Here is a 17,324-nt window from a genome sequence, read left to right on the forward strand (position 1 = left end):
GATGCTTTCAAGCCTCCGGCGTTTCGGCCGTCACGCCTCGGGCGTGTCGGCGTCCTCGAAAGTTTCCGGCGCGGCGGCGCGGGCCACGGGCCGGGCGACGCGCAGCATGAAGGCTGGCACGTCGTCGCCGAACCCGACCACGCTCGGACCGTCATCCTCGTCACGCCAGCGGCGGCGCGGCTCACCCCGGTCATCCTGGCGGGGCGGGCGGGTTTCCGCCCGCGCCACGTCGCGCGGGGCATCTGCACGGCTGTCCCGGTTGCGACCGCGATCACGGTCACGGCCGCTCCGCTCGGGACGTTCCGCGCGCTCGGGGCGGCGGGCTTCCGCCACTTCCTCGGCCTGCGGGGCCGCTTCGACGGCGGCCTGATTCTCGCGGGGGGTGTCCGAGCCGCCGCGGCGGCGCGGGCCCTTGGCGTCGCCGCGCGGGTTGCCACCCCGCGCGGGACGGCGGCGACGACCGCCCTCGCTCTCGCCTTCCGACATGTCCGGGGTTTCCAGGCCATCGATCATGATGCGCGGAATCTCGCGCCCGATCAGCTTTTCGATGGCGCCCAGGGTGCGGCCGTCGTCCGGCGTGGCCAGCATGAAGGCGCGGCCGGTCTTGCCGGCGCGGCCGGTGCGGCCGATGCGGTGGACATAGTCGTCGGCGTGGTGGGGCACGTCGAAATTGAACACGTGGCTGACGCCGGCGATGTCGATGCCGCGGGCGGCCACGTCGCTGCAGCACAGCAGGGCGATCTCACCCTGGCGGAACTGCTCCAGCGTCTCGGTGCGCTTGGACTGCACCATGTCGCCATGCAAGGCGCCGGCGTTGAAGCCGTGCTTGGTCAGCGACTGGTGCAGGATGGCGACATCACGCTTGCGGTTGCAGAAGATGAAGGCGTTCTTCACGTCCTCCGTCCGCAGCAGGTGGCGCAGGGCCTCGCGCTTGTCCTCGCCCCGCACCATGGCCACCGCCTGGGTGACGGTGGCGGCGGGGGAGGCCGGCGGGGCCACCGTGATCTCGCGCGGGTTCATCAGGAAGGCGTCGGCCAGGCGGCGGATCTCCGGTGGCATGGTGGCCGAGAAGAACAGCGTCTGGCGCATCTTGGGCAGCAGGCCCACGATCCGCTCGATATCCGGGATGAAGCCCATGTCCAGCATGCGGTCGGCTTCGTCGATCACCAGGATCTTGATGTCCGACAGCAGGATGTTGCCGCGGTCGAACAGGTCCATCATGCGGCCGGGGGTGGCGATCAGGACGTCGACGCCGCGCTCCAGCTTCTTGATCTGGTCGCCGAAGGACTCGCCACCGATCAGCAGCGCCATGTTCAGCTTGTGGTACTTGCCGTAGACTTCGAAGTTCTCGGCCACCTGGGCCGCCAGCTCGCGCGTCGGCTCCAGGATCAGGGAACGGGGCATGCGGGCGCGGGCGCGGCCGGACGCCAGGATATCGATCATCGGCAGGGTGAACGACGCCGTCTTGCCAGTGCCGGTCTGGGCGCAGCCCAGCACGTCGCGGCCCTGCAACACCCAGGGGATCGCCTTTTCCTGAATCGGGGTCGGCTGGCTATAGCCCGCGTCTTCAACCGCGCGAAGGACTTCCGGGCCTAGCCCAATTTCCGAGAAAAGCATGCGACCTTATATCTGTATGGTGTGCGTCGTAAGGGGCGGGCTCGACAGGATTGCCAACCCGCCCTGGACCAAGCGCCAGGCCGACGGGGCCGCCATTCCCACGCCAAAACCCGTCTCAACGTAACTGGAGGCGGCCTCCAAGACCAGTAAAGACGGCCCGGCGCTGCCCACACTGGAGCCATGCGCGACTTGGCGGAAGGTCACGACATGGTCAAGGGTCGCGCGTTCGATATCAATTTCGGGCTGTAAGGGCAAGGATTTCCTTTGAAGTCAACTGCCGCGTCTCCTTCTTCCCCAGGGCCTGGGGTGGGGTCCCCCGAGTCGTCGGCGCATGCCCCCGCCTCATGCGGATGGCGCGGCATCGCGGCGCGGGTCTGGAAAGGGGCGCGGTTGTCCCGCCGGCCCTTGTTTCCGCCGACCGGCCCCCCATCATCTGGATAGATGACACGACATTGTCACCTGGCCGGTTGCATAACGCGCGAAAACTGGTCTAGGCTTCCCTTGTTGGCTCAACCGCCTTTCGCATTGAAGGATGACACCCATGGTCACCATCGGCATCGCTGCTTTCCTCGGCCTCAGCCTGCTCGCCGCGCTGTCCATCGCCGCCGTGAAGCCGGCCGAAGCCAGCAGCCATCACGGCCACGGCGGCCATGGCCATGACGACCACGGTCACGGCGGTCACGGCCACTGAGCCATCCATCCGCTGATTTTCTGAGTTAGGGGCGGCGCTGGGCCAGGGGTCTGGCCGTGTTCAAGTCGCTCATTCGAAAAAGGCTGCGGCGACGCGGCCTTTTTTATTGCCATCACCGCCAGCAACAGCGCCGAAACCATCAATGCCACCGGGGATGTGATCCTGCTGCAGGGCAGCGGCGACACCGTGACCTTGAGCGGAACGGGAAGCAAGGGGGGCGCCGCCGCTGGCGGCGCCTGGCTCTGACCAGGGCAGAAAATACCCCGAGCCTGGCACCGCTGAGCCGGCGGCCTGTAAGCGATAAGTTACAGGTTCGCTGGAAAATACTCGCAAAAATCATTTGCCGTACTGCGATATTCCTATTTAGATGGCCTCCGCCGTTGGGGGTAATCATAACCTGTGCTGTCAGTGCCGCTTGGGCGTGAGCCGCTGGCGGTGGTGTGCAAGTGACGACGTCTCCAGCGATGAACTGACGCCTGGTTCATGGAGCAGGAGCACAGTCGCCCATGTCTGCAATCGGTGCCCTCACCCTTCCCCTGTCCAGTGTGGAGGTCATGCGCCGGGCCACGGCGTTGCATGACCAAGGCGAATACGCCGAGGCGGAGGTGTTGATCAGCGGCGCCCTGGCACGTGACCCCGGCAATGCCGACCTGTTGAACGCCCGTGGCGTCATGTTCGCCCAAATGGAACGCCACCTGGACGCGCTGTGGTGCTATCGCGACGCCGTGGCGGCCAATCCGCGTGGACCGGGCATCTGGACCAACCTGGGCAATGCCCTGACCAAGCTGAAGTACCTGGAGAGCGCGGTGAACGCCCACCGACGGGCCATTGAGCTGGCGCCGAACGATGTGCTGCTTCACCACAATTTGGGAACCTCGCTGGCCGAGGCCGGTAATCACGGCGAGGCGGTCGCGTCCTTCAGCCGGGCATTGGACCTCAATCCGGAATTCCACAAGGCGCGGTGGGACCGGGGGCGCAGCTATCTCTATCTCGCCAACTATCGGCAGGCCTGGCCCGATTATGAGGTGCGGCTCATCAGCGGCCAGGTGCCCGTCCGTGACTTGGCCAGCACGAAGTGGGAGGGGCAGCCGTATGCCGGCCGCCGCCTGCTACTTCTTTGCGAACAGGGCTTCGGCGACACGCTGTGGGCGGCGCGTTACCTGTCCCGGGTTAAGGCCCTGGGCGGCGAGTTGGTCATCGAGTGCCAGCGCGAACTCATCCCCCTGCTGGCGGAACTGCGGGTGGCCGACCGCCTGATCCCGTGGGGCGAGCCGCTACCGGAAGCGGATTTCCACGCCCATCTATGCAGCTTGCCAGGCTTGTTCACGCCGGACATCGCCAGCATCCCGACCCAACCCTATCTGCGGGTGCCCATGGACCGCCGCGCCAAAGCGGCCCAGGTGCTGGGGCCGCGCGACGGCCGCCTGAGGGTGGGTGTCGTCTGGTCGGGCAACACCAGCTTCAAGCGCAACCACGAGCGAGCCCAGCCCCTGCTGCGCTTCTTCCAGGCCTTCGCCCTGCCCGGCGTGCAGCTCTACAGCCTGCAGAAGGGGGCGCCGGAGCAGGCGCTGAGCGAGTTGCCCCGGGGCGGCCCCATCATCGACCTGGCTCCGCACCTGGGTGACTTCGCCGACACCGCCGCCTTCGTGGAACAGATGGACCTGGTCATCATGACCGACAGCGCCGTCGCCCACCTGACCGGCGCCCTGGGCAAGGAGGTGTGGGTGCTGCTGGGCGATGTCGCCCATTGGCTGTGGCTGCTCGATCGCACCGACTGCCCCTGGTACCCGACTATGCGTCTGTTCCGTCCCCGCGCCGAAGGCGACTGGGACCACGTCTTCGACCGCGCCTCGAATGAGCTGACGCTCAGGACGCGGATTTTGGAGATGTGAGGGCGCACGTCCACGCGCGAGTGTTCTTTTTAGTTGAACCTCAAGACAAAAAGGACGAGACATGACGACGATCTCAGCAAGTAACGCTACCACAGTAATTAGCAATGATCCTGCTGTTTTTGTTACCGGTACGCTTGATGTAATAAATGGTGATAATAACATCATAACACAAAAAAACACTTCGATGGCGGTGAATGGCAATGGTAATAATGTTTCCCTAACGGCGACTGGTCAGGTGCTGCGCATAATCGGAAATGACACGGTTGTTATAACGCCTGGACTTGTCGAATATATAACTGTTGGTGCCGGGTCCTCGGTGTCGGTTGTGAGTTCAAACGCCGCCGGAAGTGCCATAACCGCAACGGCCACCAACGCCGGTGGAGGATCGACACTATACCTTAATAGCCAAGGTTTGATTGTTAACGCCAATTCGGGAACGATATTCGCCAATAACAATAATGAAAGGATCAGCGGCGCGAATAACACCGTGACTCTTGCCGATAGTGTAGCCGCTACGGTGACAGGCGGCTCTGGAAACACGTTGGCCGCTGGCGGCAGCCACGCAGCACTCATCGCCGCAGCAGGAACGTCCATTCTGGTGGGAAATGGGAAGGGGAATACCCTTAAGGATTTGGGGGGGCATGGCACGGCCCGGTACGCCGCCGACAACATGTCCATTTCCCTATCTATTTCCCCAAGCAGCCCAACAACCAGCACCGGCACGGCCGCGCAGGCGGGCTCCACGCTCTCGGATACCCTGACGGGAATCAGCACGCTGCAAGCGTGGGGGAACAATGACACGATCACGGCCACGGGCGGCGGCGCCTATCTGTCGCTGACCGGTACAGGCGACCTCGTCAGCCTGGGCGGAAGCGGCAACACGGTGTCCATGTCCAGTGCCGCCGCCAAAGCGGTTATTTCCATTGCGGCGACCAACGCCATCGAAACTCTGACGGTGAACAACAACAGCAGTGTTTCGCTAAGCGGGACGGGGGATACGGTCTTCCTCGCCGGTGCCCACAGCACCTTTACCAGCGCTGGTGCCGTTACGGTCACCGTCAGCGCCTCAGATGCAAGCCAGACGCTGACTCTCAATGGCGCTACCGTCAGCACCATCTGGGCCACCGGTTCTCGTGACGACATAACGCTCAACGGGGCCGGTGGTGTCAGCAACGTTGCCGTCACCACTGGTACTGACAATACGCTGACCGCCGGCGTCGGTGCCGCCACGTTGAAAAGTGCCGGCGGCAACGCGACCCTGGTAGGGAACGGTGCTGGGAGCACCTTGTGGGCGGCCTCCGGGAGCCAGGCCGTAGCTCAATACACCGCCAGTAATATGATCATAGACTTGTCTGCGGGCACCGCGCGGCTGGCAGGCAAGACTGTGTCCGACACGTTGATTGGCATTGGTGCTCTGATTGCAAGCGGGAATAACGATACTATCGTGGCTGGCGGAGGAGCGCTTTTATCTCTAACCGGCACCGGTGAGACGGTGACGTTGACGGGATCTGGCGCCAGCGTGTCGGGCGACAATGCTGGTACGGCCACAGTATCGATCATCGCCGCCAGCAGTAGCGAAGTCGTGAATGTTTCCAATAGCACTATCAAGGTTTTGGCCGACCAAGCGACTGTTTCGGTCGGGGGGATGAACAACACAGTGCTAGCCAGTAGTAACGCAACCCTCTCCCTAACCGGCACCGGCGAAACCGTAATCTTGACGGGCTCCAGCAACACCGTGTCCGGCATCATCACCAGTACAGCCACAGTCTCGATAACAGGTGATGGCAGCGTTAATGCGCTTAACCTTTATAACAGTGTGGTGGAAGTTACATCCCAAAAAGCCGCGACTGTAAATGTTGCAGGTAGCAAAACATCAGTGACCTTGAGTAGTGCTGGAGACGTTGCTATTTCCAGCGGTGCCAATAATACGCTGATCGCCACCGCCAGCAATGTTACGCTCAAAAGTACCGATGGTAGCGCAACGCTGAGGGGCACTGGCACGGGGGACGTGCTGATTGCCGCAGGTGGTATTTCCATTGCCAATTATGTGGTTAACAATATGACCATCGATCTTGTCGGAGGCACAGCCGGAGTTACCGGTAGCGGTGTCGCCGATAGTCTGGTGGGTATCAATACGCTCATCGCCTCCGGCAGTAATGATCAAATAGTTATCGGAAGTGGCGCATTTATTTCGCTTATGGGGTTGCAAAATACAGTAACCGCAGTCGGTAGCAACGATATAATCAATATTTCCAATGGCACGATTTGGGGGGCGCCCAGCGACACACTAACGGTCAATGGGTCCAACAATTGGATCGCCGATGGGACCAGCAGTTCTACCACGATCAACGGTAACGGCAACTTCCTTCAGGATTACGTCAACGCGGCGAACTCCACCATCGTCGGCAACAACAACCAGGTCACCACCGGTAACGGCAGCACCATTGTCGCGGTCGGCACCGGAAACACGGTGAACGTTTCCAGCGGCACGGTTTGGGGGGCGCCCAGCAATGTGCTGACAGTGAATGGATCCAACAATTGGATCGCCGATGGGGCCGGCAGTTCCACCACCGTCAACGGTGACGGCAACTTCCTTCAGGACTATGCCAACGCGGCGAACTCCACCATCGTCGGCAATAACAACCAGGTCACCACCGGTAACGGCAGCACCATTGTCGCGGTCGGCACCGGAAACACGGTGAACGTTTCCAGCGGCACGGTCTGGGGGGCGCCCAGCAATGTGCTGACAGTGAATGGATCCAACAATTGGATCGCCGATGGGGCCGGCAGTTCCACCACCGTCAACGGTGACGGCAACTTCCTTCAGGACTACGCCAACGCGGCGAACTCCACCATCGTCGGCAATAACAACCAGGTCACCACCGGTAACGGCAGCACCATTGTCGCGGTCGGCACCGGAAACACGGTGAACGTCTCCAGCGGCACGGTCTGGGGGGCGCCCAGCAATGTGCTGATAGTGAATGGATCCAACAATTGGATCGCCGATGGGGCCGGCAGTTCCACCACCGTCAACGGTGACGGCAACTTCCTTCAGGACTATGCCAACGCGGCGAACTCCACCATCGTCGGCAATAACAACCAGGTCACCACCGGCAACGGCAGCACCATTGTCGCGGTCGGCGCCGGTAACACGGTGAACGTTTCCAGCGGTACGATCTGGGGGGCGTCAGGCGACACACTAACGGTCAATGGATCCAACAACTGGATCGCCGATGGGGCCGGCAGTTCCACCACCATCAACGGTGACGGCAACTTCCTTCAGGACTATGCCAACGCGGCGAACTCCACCATCGTCGGAAATAAAAATACGGTTTCCACCGGCGGTGGCAGTAACATCAATGTGAATGGTAATGCAAACATAATAAATGTCCTCGGCGCCAACACCGCTGTTGCCCTCTCCACCAACGGCGTGGGCCCCAGCGGCGAGCTTGACCTCTTCGTCTCTCACGATCAGGTGTGGCTGCAGCAGTCCGGCAACGACCTGATCATCGAACAATTAAATGGAGCCAAGGACGTGACGCTTTCCAACTGGTTCCTGCAAAGCGCGACGGGCAGTTATGACCACCAGGTCGCCACGATCAAGGCCAGCGATGGCGTCACGCTATCCAGCGGCACCATCACCAATTTGTTTAGTAGTTCCCACACCGGGGGCAACGACAGTGTGCTTCTCAACTCTTGGAAGTCCTGAAAGAAGGGCGGCTCTCGGATTTCCCGGGGGCCGCCTATCCCAAAACTCAAGCTGAGAGGGCTTGCCCTTCAGGGGCTTTTCGCAGCGGCCAAAACCCTTAAGATCATTGGCACAGCTGAAATGCCCGGACGGTGCCGTCCAGGCATTTGGTTAGACGTCCAGGTCCTGCGCGAACTTGGCGTTTTCCTGGATGAACTTGAAGCGCAGCTCCGGCTTGCGGCCCATCAGGCTTTCCACCAGGCTGGCGGTGCTTTCCGCGTCGTCCTTCTGCTCGGGATCGCGGATGTCCGGCACCGTCACGCGCAGCAGGGTGCGGCGCGCCGGGTCCATGGTGGTTTCCTTCAACTGGCTGGGCTGCATCTCCCCCAGGCCCTTGAAGCGGCTGATCTCCACCTTCTGGTTGGCCTTGAACACGCTGGCCAGCAGCTCGTCCTTGTGGGCGTCGTCGCGGGCGTAGCGAACGGTGCTGCCCTGGGATAGGCGGTACAGCGGGGGCAGGGCCAGGTAGAGGTTGCCGTTCTGGATCAGCGCCGGCATCTCGCGATAGAAAAAGGTCATCAGCAGCGAGGCGATGTGCGCGCCGTCGACGTCGGCGTCCGTCATGATGACGATGCGCTCATAGCGCAGCCGGTCGGGGGAGAAGTCCTTGCCGGCGCCGCAGCCCAGGGCCTGCACCAGGTCGCTCAGTTCCTGGTTGCCCCGCAGCTTGTCCGTGCTGGCCGAGGCCACGTTCAGGATTTTGCCGCGCAGGGGCAGGATGGCCTGGGTTTCGCGGTTGCGCGCCTGCTTGGCGCTGCCGCCGGCGCTGTCGCCCTCGACGATGAAGATTTCGGTGCCTTCGGAGCTTTGGCGCGAGCAGTCGGCCAGCTTGCCCGGCAGGCGCAGCCGCCGGGTGGGCGTCTTGCGCGCCATATCCTTGGCGGCGCGACGCCGCGCCCGCTCCTCCGCCTTTTCCACCAGGCGGTCCAACAGCACCTTCGCGGCGTCGGGGGCGGCCGACAGCCAATGGTCGAAATGGTCCTTGATGGCCGCCTCGGTCAGGCGGACGGCCTCCGCGCTCACCAACTTTTCCTTGGTCTGGCCTTGGAACTGCGGGTCGCGGATGAAGACGGACAGCAGGATGGTGGCGCCGTCCACCACGTCCTCGGCCGTCAGGGACGGGCCCTTGCGGTTGCCTACCAGCTCGCCATAGCCCTTCAGGCCGCGCGTCAGCGCCTGGCGCAGGCCCTGTTCATGCGTGCCGCCCTGGGGGGTGGGAATGGTGTTGCAGTAGGTGTGGCTGAAGCCCTCGTCATCCTCGGGCCACGCCACCGCCCATTCCACGCGGCCGGCCTGGTTGGGGAAGTCGGCCTGGCCGGCGAAGGCGGTGGGGGTGACGGTGCGCCGGTCCTTCAGGGCCGACATCAGATAGTCCAGCAGCCCGTTGGGGAAGTGCAGGGTCTCTGACGCCGGGACGGGGCTGTCGTCGCTCAGCAGCGACGGATCGCAGCTCCAGCGGATTTCCACGCCCCGGAACAGATAGGCCTTGGACCGCGCCATGCGGTACAGCCGCTCCGCCTTGAAGTGCGCGCCCTCGCCAAAGATCTGGGCGTCGGGATGGAAGCGGACCAGGGTGCCGCGCCGGTTGTTCACCGGGCCGGCGTTCACCAGCGGCGTCAGGGGTACGCCGCGACTGTAGCTTTGGGTGTAGAGCGTGCGGTCGCGCGCGACCTCCACCGTCAGCTGGTCGGTCAGCGCCGTGACCACGGACAGGCCCACGCCATGCAGGCCGCCGGAGGTGGCGTAGACCTTGCCGCTGAACTTGCCGCCGGAATGCAGGGTGGTGAGGATCACCTCCAGCGCCGACTTGCCGGGGTATTTCGGGTGATCGTCCACGGGGATGCCGCGGCCGTTGTCCCGGATGGAGACGGTGCCGTCGGCGGCCAATTCCAGGTCGATGCGGTTGGCGTGGCCGGCCACCGCTTCATCCATGGCATTGTCCAGCACCTCGGCCACCAGATGGTGGAGGGCGCGTTCGTCCGTGCCGCCGATGTACATGCCGGGACGGCGGCGGACAGGCTCCAGCCCCTCCAGGACCTCGATGTCCTGGGCGGAATAGCTGTCTTGCTTGCGGGCGGTGTTCTGGAAAAGGTCGCTCATACCCCATTATAGGAGTGGGCGTCGCCGCAGTTCAAGGACTGGGGCGGCGGGGCATCCCCGCCAACCACCACATTTTGTAAGAACGGACCCGCCAGCCTCCCACATCGGGGGTGGGCGGCCTGTATCGCTTTCAGGAGTACGGATCGATGAACGACCAGCCGCCCACCCCCGACTTTTCCACCGCGCCGGCGCTGCGCACGTTCGCCATGCCGGCGGACACCAACGCCAACGGCGACATCTTCGGCGGCTGGGTGCTGTCCCAAATGGACCTGGCGGGTGCCGCCAAGGCCATACGCCGGGCCCGGGGCCGGGTGGCCACGGTGGGGATCGAGGCCATGAAGTTCTATCGTCCGGTGGCGGTGGGCGACGAATTGAATTGCTACACCGAGATCCTGGCCGTGGGCCGCACCTCCATCCGCGTCCGCATTGACACCTGGGTGCGCCGCGGCGCCACCGGCGAGGCGGTGCAGGTGACCGAAGGCGTTTTCACCTATGTCGCCATCGGCGAAGACGGCCGCCCCCGCCCTGTCGAGGTGGAGTGAGGGGCGCTTATCAAAGCGGCTGATGCCGCCACCCTGCGTTTAAGCGAACCCGAAACCTAGGACGCGACGGCGTCCGCCGGAGATTTCCGGGTAGCGTAAGCGGACTGGAAATCGAGGATAGCCAAGGGGCGGATGCCCCGCCGGCGTTTGAGGGCCCCCGAAACCTAGGACGCGACGGCGTCCGCCGGAGATTTCCGGGTAGCGTGAGCGGACTGGAAATCGAGGATAAGCCAAGGCGGCGGATGCCGCCGCCCGGCGTTTGAGGGAACCTGAAACGAAAACGGGCCCGTTCCGGTGAGGAACGGGCCCGTAAACGTTAGGCCAAAGCCCCGACGAAATGGCTTAGTTGCCCTTCGGGGGTTCGGTCGTGGAGGGCTCCGGCGTGGCCGGGGCCGGGGTGGCGTCGGACGGGGCCGGCGCCGGGGTGGCGGAGCTGTCAGCCGGGGCGGCCGGGGTGGCCGGCGTTTCAGCCGCAGGGGCCGCCGGGGCGGCGGCGGGGGCTTCGGTCTTCGCCGGGGCCGGGGCGTCGTGCTTGTCGCAAGCAGCCAGACCGACCAACAGAACCGGGGCGAGCATCAGGGCTTTAAAGCGCATATTCCTCTCCTTCTATGCGTCTTTACGCGCGGATTGGTTCCGCACGTCTTGACGTCGTGGCCCGAGGCTCACGGACCACGACAATGATTTTGCAACACCTTCCGGCGGAAATAAGGCAAAGCCGCCGAACGACGTGTGAAACTTTGACAGCGCATTAACCAGGAAGGCGACGCTATCGTCCTGATAACACGACAGATGGGCCGCCATTCCAAGAAAGAATTCGTCCTAGGCCTTTTTGAGCCCTGGCCGGCCGGCGCTCAACGGCGATTTCGCCCTAGTCCTTGGGTGCGGCAAGCCGCCGCAACGCCAAATCCAGGGCGGATTTCAACTGTCCGGCGGAATAGGGCTTTTGCACGAAGCCCAAGGGATAGGTCTGGCTGGCCCGGGCCATCGTCTGCTCATCCGTATAGGCCGATAGGAAGACCGAGCGCAGACTGAATTCATTCCGCAGCCGCCGGGCCGTGTCGATTCCGTCGACCGTGCCTTTCAGGCGGATGTCCATGAGCGCCAAGTGGGGGTGGGTGCTGGCGGCCAGGGCGATGGCCTCCGGCTCCGACGCGGCGATGCCGCAGACCTCATACCCCAAATCCTCCACCGTCAGGCGGATGCCCAAGGCGACCAACGCATCGTCCTCGACGATCATCAGGCGTATCGCCACATGGTCAATCGGTCCGGCGTCCTCGTTGATTGCTACCTGACTCATGCGTCCCCTGAACCTGGTCATCCACCGCGATGCCTATGACGCTGCGGGACGGAAGCCCCCCCGGCGTCGCCGCCCCCAGCGGGGACACTGTCCATTCAGTTGGTACAGTAAGCCATTGGCTTAAACAATTCAGCCAGATGACCGAAACTTTCGGGAGGTAAGCTTGAGGGGTTATGGCCTTTGCCCCGGCGGCGGCACGGGGGCGGGGGGCGTTTGGGACAGGGTGCTGGCGCGTTGCGCCGCGCAGAGGCGGATGCGTTCCACCGCTTGGTCAACGGTGCGCCCGCCGCCTTCCAGCTCCCCGGCCAGGGGCCGGAAAAAGGCTTCGACCTGATCCGCCGCCGGTGCACTGCACAGCCCCTCCAGCGGCAGGGGCAGCGCACCCATGGTGGTGGTGGACCCGCGCGCGCGGATGTGGGCGATGTTGGCCTGCACCCAGGCCCAGTAGGCTGGCAGGTGACTGGATTCTCGGCCCTGGCCACGAACCAGCATGTTGACCTCGTTCAGTTTCAGCCAGGGGGCGAAGACCAGGTCGCGGATTTGGGCCGCCAGGACGGGGTCGGTCACGCGGTTGAGGGCGTCCAGCGCCATCTCCCGGCGCTCCGCGTCGGTGGACGTCTTCACCTGGTCGATCAGGCCGTCGACGTAGGGGTGCCCCAATTCCTGCGCCAGGACCGCCATGCCTGTCGCCTGTACCTCCGCCGGGGGCGCGGCGCTGGGGTCGCGCATCAGGGCCATCAGTTGGGCCCGCACGGTTTCGTCCCGCAGTTCCAGGGCAAGGAAGGCCACCAGTCGGTCCCGCAACAGGGCCGTGTTTTCCGGCGCCACCCGGTCCAGCTTGCCCGGGGTCAGGCCCACCCGGGCCATGACGGGCCGCCACGCCTGCAGCAGGAACAGGCGCAGCGCCGCCCGGTCCCCTTCCGTGGGGGCCAGGTCCAGCAATTGCTTCAGCCGGGGGAAGGGGGCCGAGGCCACGTCCCAGGCGGGCACCCCGGCCAGGCTGACGGCGGCGGTCAGGTACAGCGACGGGGGCTGGTGGCCGGCCACCACCTCTCCCCACAGGCTTTCCAGCAGCGCCATCTGCTCCGCCGCCGGCAGGCGCGGCAGCACGATGATGAGCCGGCGCCAGTGCTCGGTCGTCAGTGACAGGCGGAAATAGCCGGTGCCGGTGGCGTTGGGCACCAGCACCGCCGGGCAGGCGTACTGGCCCAGCGGAAAGGTCTGGCGCGCCGCCGTCACCATCATGCAGGCCGGCGCGCTTGCGGCGTTGGGCTGGACGCACAGCGGCAGGGTCCAGTGCGCCGCCGTGCTGGCCTCGGAGCCCAAGGGGCGGTAGCGGCGCTGGGCTGTCAGGACTTGCAGTCCCGTGCGGGGGCAGGTCCATCCCAGGGACAGGCGGGGCACGCCCGGAAGATTGATGTAGGAACGCAGCGACTCCACCAGCACCGGGTCGTGCATGGTGTCGGCCAGCGCGCCGAAGAAGTCCTGGGCGGTGGCGACGCCGTCGATATGGCGCCGCAGATGGGTGGTCACCGCCTTGCGGAAGGCGGCGGGGCCGACATAGGACTCCATCATCGCCAGCACGCCCGCACCCTTGCGATAGGTGATGTTGTCGAAGGCGGTTTCGATGTCGCTGGTGGTGGTGATGGGCTGGCGGATGGCGCGGGTGGAGGCCAGGGAATCCAAATCCATGGCCTCCAGCGCCTCTTGCTCCACCATCCGGGCGGTCAGCATGCGCGGTTGCCAGGAATCCACCGCCTTGGGCGCCAGCCAGCTGGCGAACGCCTCGTTCAACCAGATGTCATCCCACCCCGCCGGGGTCACCAGGTCGCCGAACCATTGATGGGCGATCTCATGGGCATGCAGCACCAGGAAGCGCCGGCGGGCGTCCACCGTGTCGTCGGCCGCCACCAGCAACCGCTGCTCGCTGTAGAGGATGGTGCCCGCGTTTTCCATGCCCACGGCGTCGAAGTCGGGGGCGGCGATCAGGTCCAGCTTGCCGTAGGCGTAGGGGATGCCGAAGTAGCGTTCCAGCGTCAGGAACAGGCCGGGCGTGACCGACAGGGCATAGGCCAGGCGGGGCCCCTTGCCGTGCAGGGCCACGCCGCGCACGGGGATGGGTTTGCGCCGGGCGCCGTTGGGCGGAATGGTCGGGCCCTTCACGATGTCCAGCGGGCCCACCGCGAACGCCAGCAGATAGGTGGGCAGCGGCCGGGTGGTGGCGAAGGTCAGGCGTCGGCCGCCGCCGGGCAGCGTCTCCTGCCGGACCGGCAGGGTGTTGGTCACCGCCTCGTCCCCCGCCTTCACCGTCAGGGTGATGTCGTAGGGCGTCTTGAAGCGCGGCTCGTCAAAGCAGGGCCAGGCCTGCCGGGCGCTGATGGCCTCGAACTGGCTGAAGGCGTAGTTCAGGCCCTTCTCGCTGACCCGGTAGAGGCCATCCAACGAGGGGTCGAATGGGGCGCTGTAGGTGAAGCGCAGGGTCAGGGTCTGCGCCTGCAACGGCTGGGCGAAGTCCACCCGCGCCACGCCGTCCGGCGTCACCTGCTCCCAGGTGGCGGGCAGATGCTCCCCCGCCGCGGTCACCACCTCCACCGCCGCCATCTCCAGGTCGCGGCCATTCAGCCAGACGTGGTCCGCCGCCTTGGTCAGCGCGATCTTGATGTCCACCTGCCCGGAATACTCGCTCTGGTCCGGGTCGATGGTCAGGTTCAGGCGATAGCGCAAGGGGCGCGCGGTATCGGGTAGGCGCACCGTGGGCACCATTTCGGCGCCGTCGTCCACCTGCACCTTGGCCGTCTTGGGGCGGGCGGCGCCCAGGCCGTGGTCCCGGGAACGAGCAGGGGGACCAGGATCAGCACCAGGAGGGAGAGGCGGGACAGGGTGGGCAAGGTGGTCGAGGGTCCTGGCTGGGCGATAGTGAAGCGCCGCGCACTATGACTGCGGGTTTCCACTGTGCGCAATGTTCCGATGGGGCGGGGACCTTCGGATGCGGAACGGCGCGCATGGTCATGCAAGCGACGCCGTTCCCGTGTAGGGTCCCTGCTTTAACGGGGCCATCCTTTAACGGACTGGGGGCGAGGAATATGCGGTGCTGGGCGCGGGCGGTGGTGATTGCGGCAGCGGTCGGGATGGCGATGGTGGGACCGGCGCTGTCCGCCGAACCCCCGGTGCCCGCACCCAAGCCCCTGGTCTATAAGCAGCCGCTGCGTGACAAGCTGTTCTACGGCCTCAGCCTGCTGGCCCGCGACCCGCAGGCGCTGGCCGCCGTGGCGACCTCGCCGGACCTGAGCCGCCTGGCGGCGGAGCGCCGCGCCCGGGCACGCGGGGCGGTGGAAGCCTGCGGTGGCGATACCGGCTGTTACGTGCGCGGCTTCGATTGGTCGGAGGCCGAGGTCGACGCGGTGGGCCAGGCATTGGCCGCCACGTTGAAGGCCCATCCCAAGGCCGCCCGGCGCCTGGTGGCGACGCTGGACGCCAGCGGCCTCTACCCGGCGATGCCGGGCCAGGACGCCGACGTGGTGGTCCGCGCCTGGACCCAGGCCGCCGCCACCGCCCACCACATCCTGGCGGTGTACGGCGGTGGGGAGAAGCCCCGCGGACCCGCCATCGATGGCCCCGCCTATGACGTGGCCACGCCCGCCTATGGCGCGCTGGTGAAGAGTGCGGCCTCCGTCCTGGCGGATGGCCTGGCCGACGACAGCCTGTTTTTCGAGCCGACCGAGGCCTTCGCCCTGCTGCTGCTGGAGATCAACCGCCGGGACGAGGCCGGGCGCCTGGAACCCCTGGAGGCGGGGGAGAACAAGGCGGCGCTGGCCCGCCTGAAGACCGTCAAATGGGCCAGCTATCCCTACACGGCCCTGGTGGTGCCGGGCTATGGGCCGGAGACCGCGGGCGTGGCCCTGTCGGCCCCCAGCCTGTTGCGGGTGAAGCTGGCCGCCAAGCGCTTCCACGACGGCAAGGCGCCGGTCATCATCGTCAGCGGCGGCTACGTTCACCCCAACCAGACGCCCTATAACGAGGCGCTGGAGATGAAAAAGGCCCTGGTCCAGGACTATGGTGTGCCCGCCGACGCCATCCTGGTGGAACCGCACGCCCGCCACACCACCACCAACCTGCGCAACGCCGACCGCCTGATCTATCGCTATGGCATGCCCATGGACCGCAAGGCTCTGGTGGTCACCGACCTGGGGCAAAGCGGCTATATCACCGAGGACCGCTTCGCCACCCGCAACCAGGAGGATCTGGGCTATGTCCCCTTCACCGGGCTGGAGCGGGTGTCGCCCTTCGACGTGGCCTATCTGCCCACCCTGTCGGCGCTGACGCTGGACGCCGGCGACCCGCTGGACCCTTGAGCCCGCGTGGCAGCCTTGCTTCGGCATCGCTGGATAACAAACCGACGTTTGTTATGGTGCGGGCGCAACTAAGATGCGCCGGGCTGCAGGTTCGGTGCTGGAAAGGGACTGAAAGCATGGGTAGGCAAAAGGTTGAAGTGGCGTCCGCCTGGGGGGCGGCCATCGGCTATTCGCGGGCGGTCAAGGCCGGCGACCTGATTTTCGTGTCCGGCACCACCGCCAGTGGCGGCCCGGACGGCAAGGCCTTCCACCCCGGCGATGCCGGCGGCCAGGCCAAGGTGATCCTGGAGCGCATCGTGGCCGCCCTGGCCGAGCTGGGCGCCGGGCCCGAGCATGTGGTGGAAACCCGCATCTACCTGACCGACATGGCAACTTGGCAGGATGTGGGCCGTGCCCACGGCGCTGTCTTCGGCGGGGCCAAGCCCGCCACCACCATCGTGCAGGTGGGGCCCCTGATCTCCCCCGACCTGCTGGTGGAGATCAGCGCCACGGCGTCGCTGGCGCCGTAAGGCTGGCGCGGGGCATGGCGCTGACCGTCAGACAGGAGGGCCCGGATGATGCCGCCGCCATCGCGGCGGCGGTGCGGCGGGCCTACGCCGACGTGCCCTACAGCGATCATCGTGAGCATCTGATGATCGCCCGCCTGCGCGACAGCGCCGCCTGGATACCGGCGCTGTCGCTGCTGGCGGAGGAGGACGGCCGGGTGGTGGGGCACATCTTGCTGACCCGGGCCGCCATTCGCGGGGCCCGAGGTTCCGCCCCGACCTTGGCCCTGGCGCCCCTGTCCGTGGTGCCGGAACGGCAGGGGCGTGGCGTGGGCGGCCGGCTGGTCAGGGCGGCGCACCAGCGGGCGCGGGATTTGGGCTATGGCTCCGTCGTCCTGGTCGGCATCCCGGACTATTATCGGCGCTTCGGCTACCGGCCCATGGCGGACCATGCCATCGTCGTGCCCTTCACGGTGCCGGCGCGGAACTGCATGGTTCTGGCGCTGACGCCCGATGGTCTGAGCGGGGTGGAGGGCATGGTGCAGTATGCGCCGGAATGGATGGACGGCTGAGAGACGGGCTAGCGACCGCTAGCGTCCA

At 65.5% G+C, this 17,324-nt stretch carries 12 protein-coding genes; 7 read left to right on the top strand and 5 right to left on the bottom strand.

Annotation, left to right across the window (positions count from 1 at the left end):
• Positions 1–30: 30 nt before the first annotated feature.
• A complete protein-coding gene (locus tag UCD39_RS24990; RefSeq protein WP_330498329.1) occupies positions 31–1,617 on the bottom strand; it encodes a DEAD/DEAH box helicase in 1,587 nt (528 codons plus the stop codon).
• 541 nt (positions 1,618–2,158) lie between these two features.
• Here UCD39_RS24990 and UCD39_RS24995 point away from each other — a divergent pair.
• The 3 genes from UCD39_RS24995 to UCD39_RS25005 all read left to right on the top strand — a co-directional run bounded on the left by UCD39_RS24995 (position 2,159) and on the right by UCD39_RS25005 (position 7,909).
• On the top strand, positions 2,159–2,308 hold the full coding sequence (locus UCD39_RS24995) for a hypothetical protein (RefSeq protein ID WP_186455631.1): 150 nt from the start codon (positions 2,159–2,161) through the stop codon (positions 2,306–2,308).
• 506 nt (positions 2,309–2,814) lie between these two features.
• On the top strand, positions 2,815–4,200 hold the full coding sequence (locus UCD39_RS25000; RefSeq protein ID WP_330498330.1) for a tetratricopeptide repeat protein: 1,386 nt from the start codon (positions 2,815–2,817) through the stop codon (positions 4,198–4,200).
• 61 nt (positions 4,201–4,261) lie between these two features.
• Positions 4,262–7,909 (top strand): beta strand repeat-containing protein, encoded by a 3,648-nt coding sequence (locus UCD39_RS25005; protein ID WP_330498331.1) that lies wholly within the window; start codon positions 4,262–4,264, stop codon positions 7,907–7,909.
• Positions 7,910–8,059: 150 nt separating this feature from the next.
• Here UCD39_RS25005 and parE read toward each other — a convergent pair whose 3' ends face one another.
• Positions 8,060–10,048 (bottom strand): DNA topoisomerase IV subunit B, encoded by a 1,989-nt coding sequence (parE, locus tag UCD39_RS25010; RefSeq protein ID WP_330498332.1) that lies wholly within the window; start codon positions 10,046–10,048, stop codon positions 8,060–8,062.
• Positions 10,049–10,194: 146 nt separating this feature from the next.
• Between parE and UCD39_RS25015 the strand changes: the two genes are divergently transcribed.
• Entirely contained in the window at positions 10,195–10,590 is a 396-nt protein-coding gene (locus tag UCD39_RS25015) for an acyl-CoA thioesterase (protein WP_145730100.1), read from the top strand.
• 342 nt (positions 10,591–10,932) lie between these two features.
• On the opposite strand, the gene UCD39_RS25020 is transcribed toward UCD39_RS25015, so the two are convergent.
• The 3 genes from UCD39_RS25020 to UCD39_RS25030 all read right to left on the bottom strand — a co-directional run bounded on the left by UCD39_RS25020 (position 10,933) and on the right by UCD39_RS25030 (position 14,668).
• A complete protein-coding gene (locus UCD39_RS25020; RefSeq protein ID WP_145730101.1) occupies positions 10,933–11,184 on the bottom strand; it encodes a hypothetical protein in 252 nt (83 codons plus the stop codon).
• A gap of 274 nt (positions 11,185–11,458) precedes the next feature.
• Positions 11,459–11,887, bottom strand: coding sequence for a response regulator (locus tag UCD39_RS25025; RefSeq protein ID WP_330498333.1), 429 nt, complete (start codon positions 11,885–11,887; stop codon positions 11,459–11,461).
• Between the two features lie 171 nt (positions 11,888–12,058).
• Entirely contained in the window at positions 12,059–14,668 is a 2,610-nt protein-coding gene (locus UCD39_RS25030; protein WP_330498334.1) for a M1 family metallopeptidase, read from the bottom strand.
• Between the two features lie 353 nt (positions 14,669–15,021).
• Here UCD39_RS25030 and UCD39_RS25035 point away from each other — a divergent pair, with 353 nt between their 5' ends.
• The 3 genes from UCD39_RS25035 (at position 15,022) to UCD39_RS25045 (ending at position 17,296) form a co-directional block, all read left to right on the top strand.
• Complete coding sequence (locus tag UCD39_RS25035; RefSeq protein ID WP_330498335.1) at positions 15,022–16,239, top strand: YdcF family protein; 1,218 nt, start codon at positions 15,022–15,024, stop codon at positions 16,237–16,239.
• 116 nt (positions 16,240–16,355) lie between these two features.
• Positions 16,356–16,748: a RidA family protein gene (locus UCD39_RS25040; RefSeq protein WP_330498336.1), complete on the top strand. Its 393-nt coding sequence runs from the start codon at positions 16,356–16,358 to the stop codon at positions 16,746–16,748.
• Between the two features lie 14 nt (positions 16,749–16,762).
• Positions 16,763–17,296 (top strand): GNAT family N-acetyltransferase, encoded by a 534-nt coding sequence (locus UCD39_RS25045; RefSeq protein WP_330498337.1) that lies wholly within the window; start codon positions 16,763–16,765, stop codon positions 17,294–17,296.
• The last annotated feature ends 28 nt before the right edge of the window (positions 17,297–17,324 follow it).

The organism is Nitrospirillum karajorum (assembly GCF_036348415.1).
Lineage (GTDB): Bacteria > Pseudomonadota > Alphaproteobacteria > Azospirillales > Azospirillaceae > Nitrospirillum > Nitrospirillum amazonense_B.

What these genes read in the sequence shown, in the direction of transcription:
- UCD39_RS24990 (WP_330498329.1), bottom strand. Translation starts at nt 1,617, where the DNA reads ATGCTTTTCTCGGAAATTGGGCTAGGCCCGGAAGTCCTTCGCGCGGTT.
- UCD39_RS24995 (WP_186455631.1), top strand. Translation starts at nt 2,159, where the DNA reads ATGGTCACCATCGGCATCGCTGCTTTCCTCGGCCTCAGCCTGCTCGCC.
- UCD39_RS25000 (WP_330498330.1), top strand. Translation starts at nt 2,815, where the DNA reads ATGTCTGCAATCGGTGCCCTCACCCTTCCCCTGTCCAGTGTGGAGGTC.
- UCD39_RS25005 (WP_330498331.1), top strand. Translation starts at nt 4,262, where the DNA reads ATGACGACGATCTCAGCAAGTAACGCTACCACAGTAATTAGCAATGAT.
- parE (WP_330498332.1), bottom strand. Translation starts at nt 10,048, where the DNA reads ATGAGCGACCTTTTCCAGAACACCGCCCGCAAGCAAGACAGCTATTCC.
- UCD39_RS25015 (WP_145730100.1), top strand. Translation starts at nt 10,195, where the DNA reads ATGAACGACCAGCCGCCCACCCCCGACTTTTCCACCGCGCCGGCGCTG.
- UCD39_RS25020 (WP_145730101.1), bottom strand. Translation starts at nt 11,184, where the DNA reads ATGCGCTTTAAAGCCCTGATGCTCGCCCCGGTTCTGTTGGTCGGTCTG.
- UCD39_RS25025 (WP_330498333.1), bottom strand. Translation starts at nt 11,887, where the DNA reads ATGAGTCAGGTAGCAATCAACGAGGACGCCGGACCGATTGACCATGTG.
- UCD39_RS25035 (WP_330498335.1), top strand. Translation starts at nt 15,022, where the DNA reads ATGGTGGGACCGGCGCTGTCCGCCGAACCCCCGGTGCCCGCACCCAAG.
- UCD39_RS25040 (WP_330498336.1), top strand. Translation starts at nt 16,356, where the DNA reads ATGGGTAGGCAAAAGGTTGAAGTGGCGTCCGCCTGGGGGGCGGCCATC.
- UCD39_RS25045 (WP_330498337.1), top strand. Translation starts at nt 16,763, where the DNA reads ATGGCGCTGACCGTCAGACAGGAGGGCCCGGATGATGCCGCCGCCATC.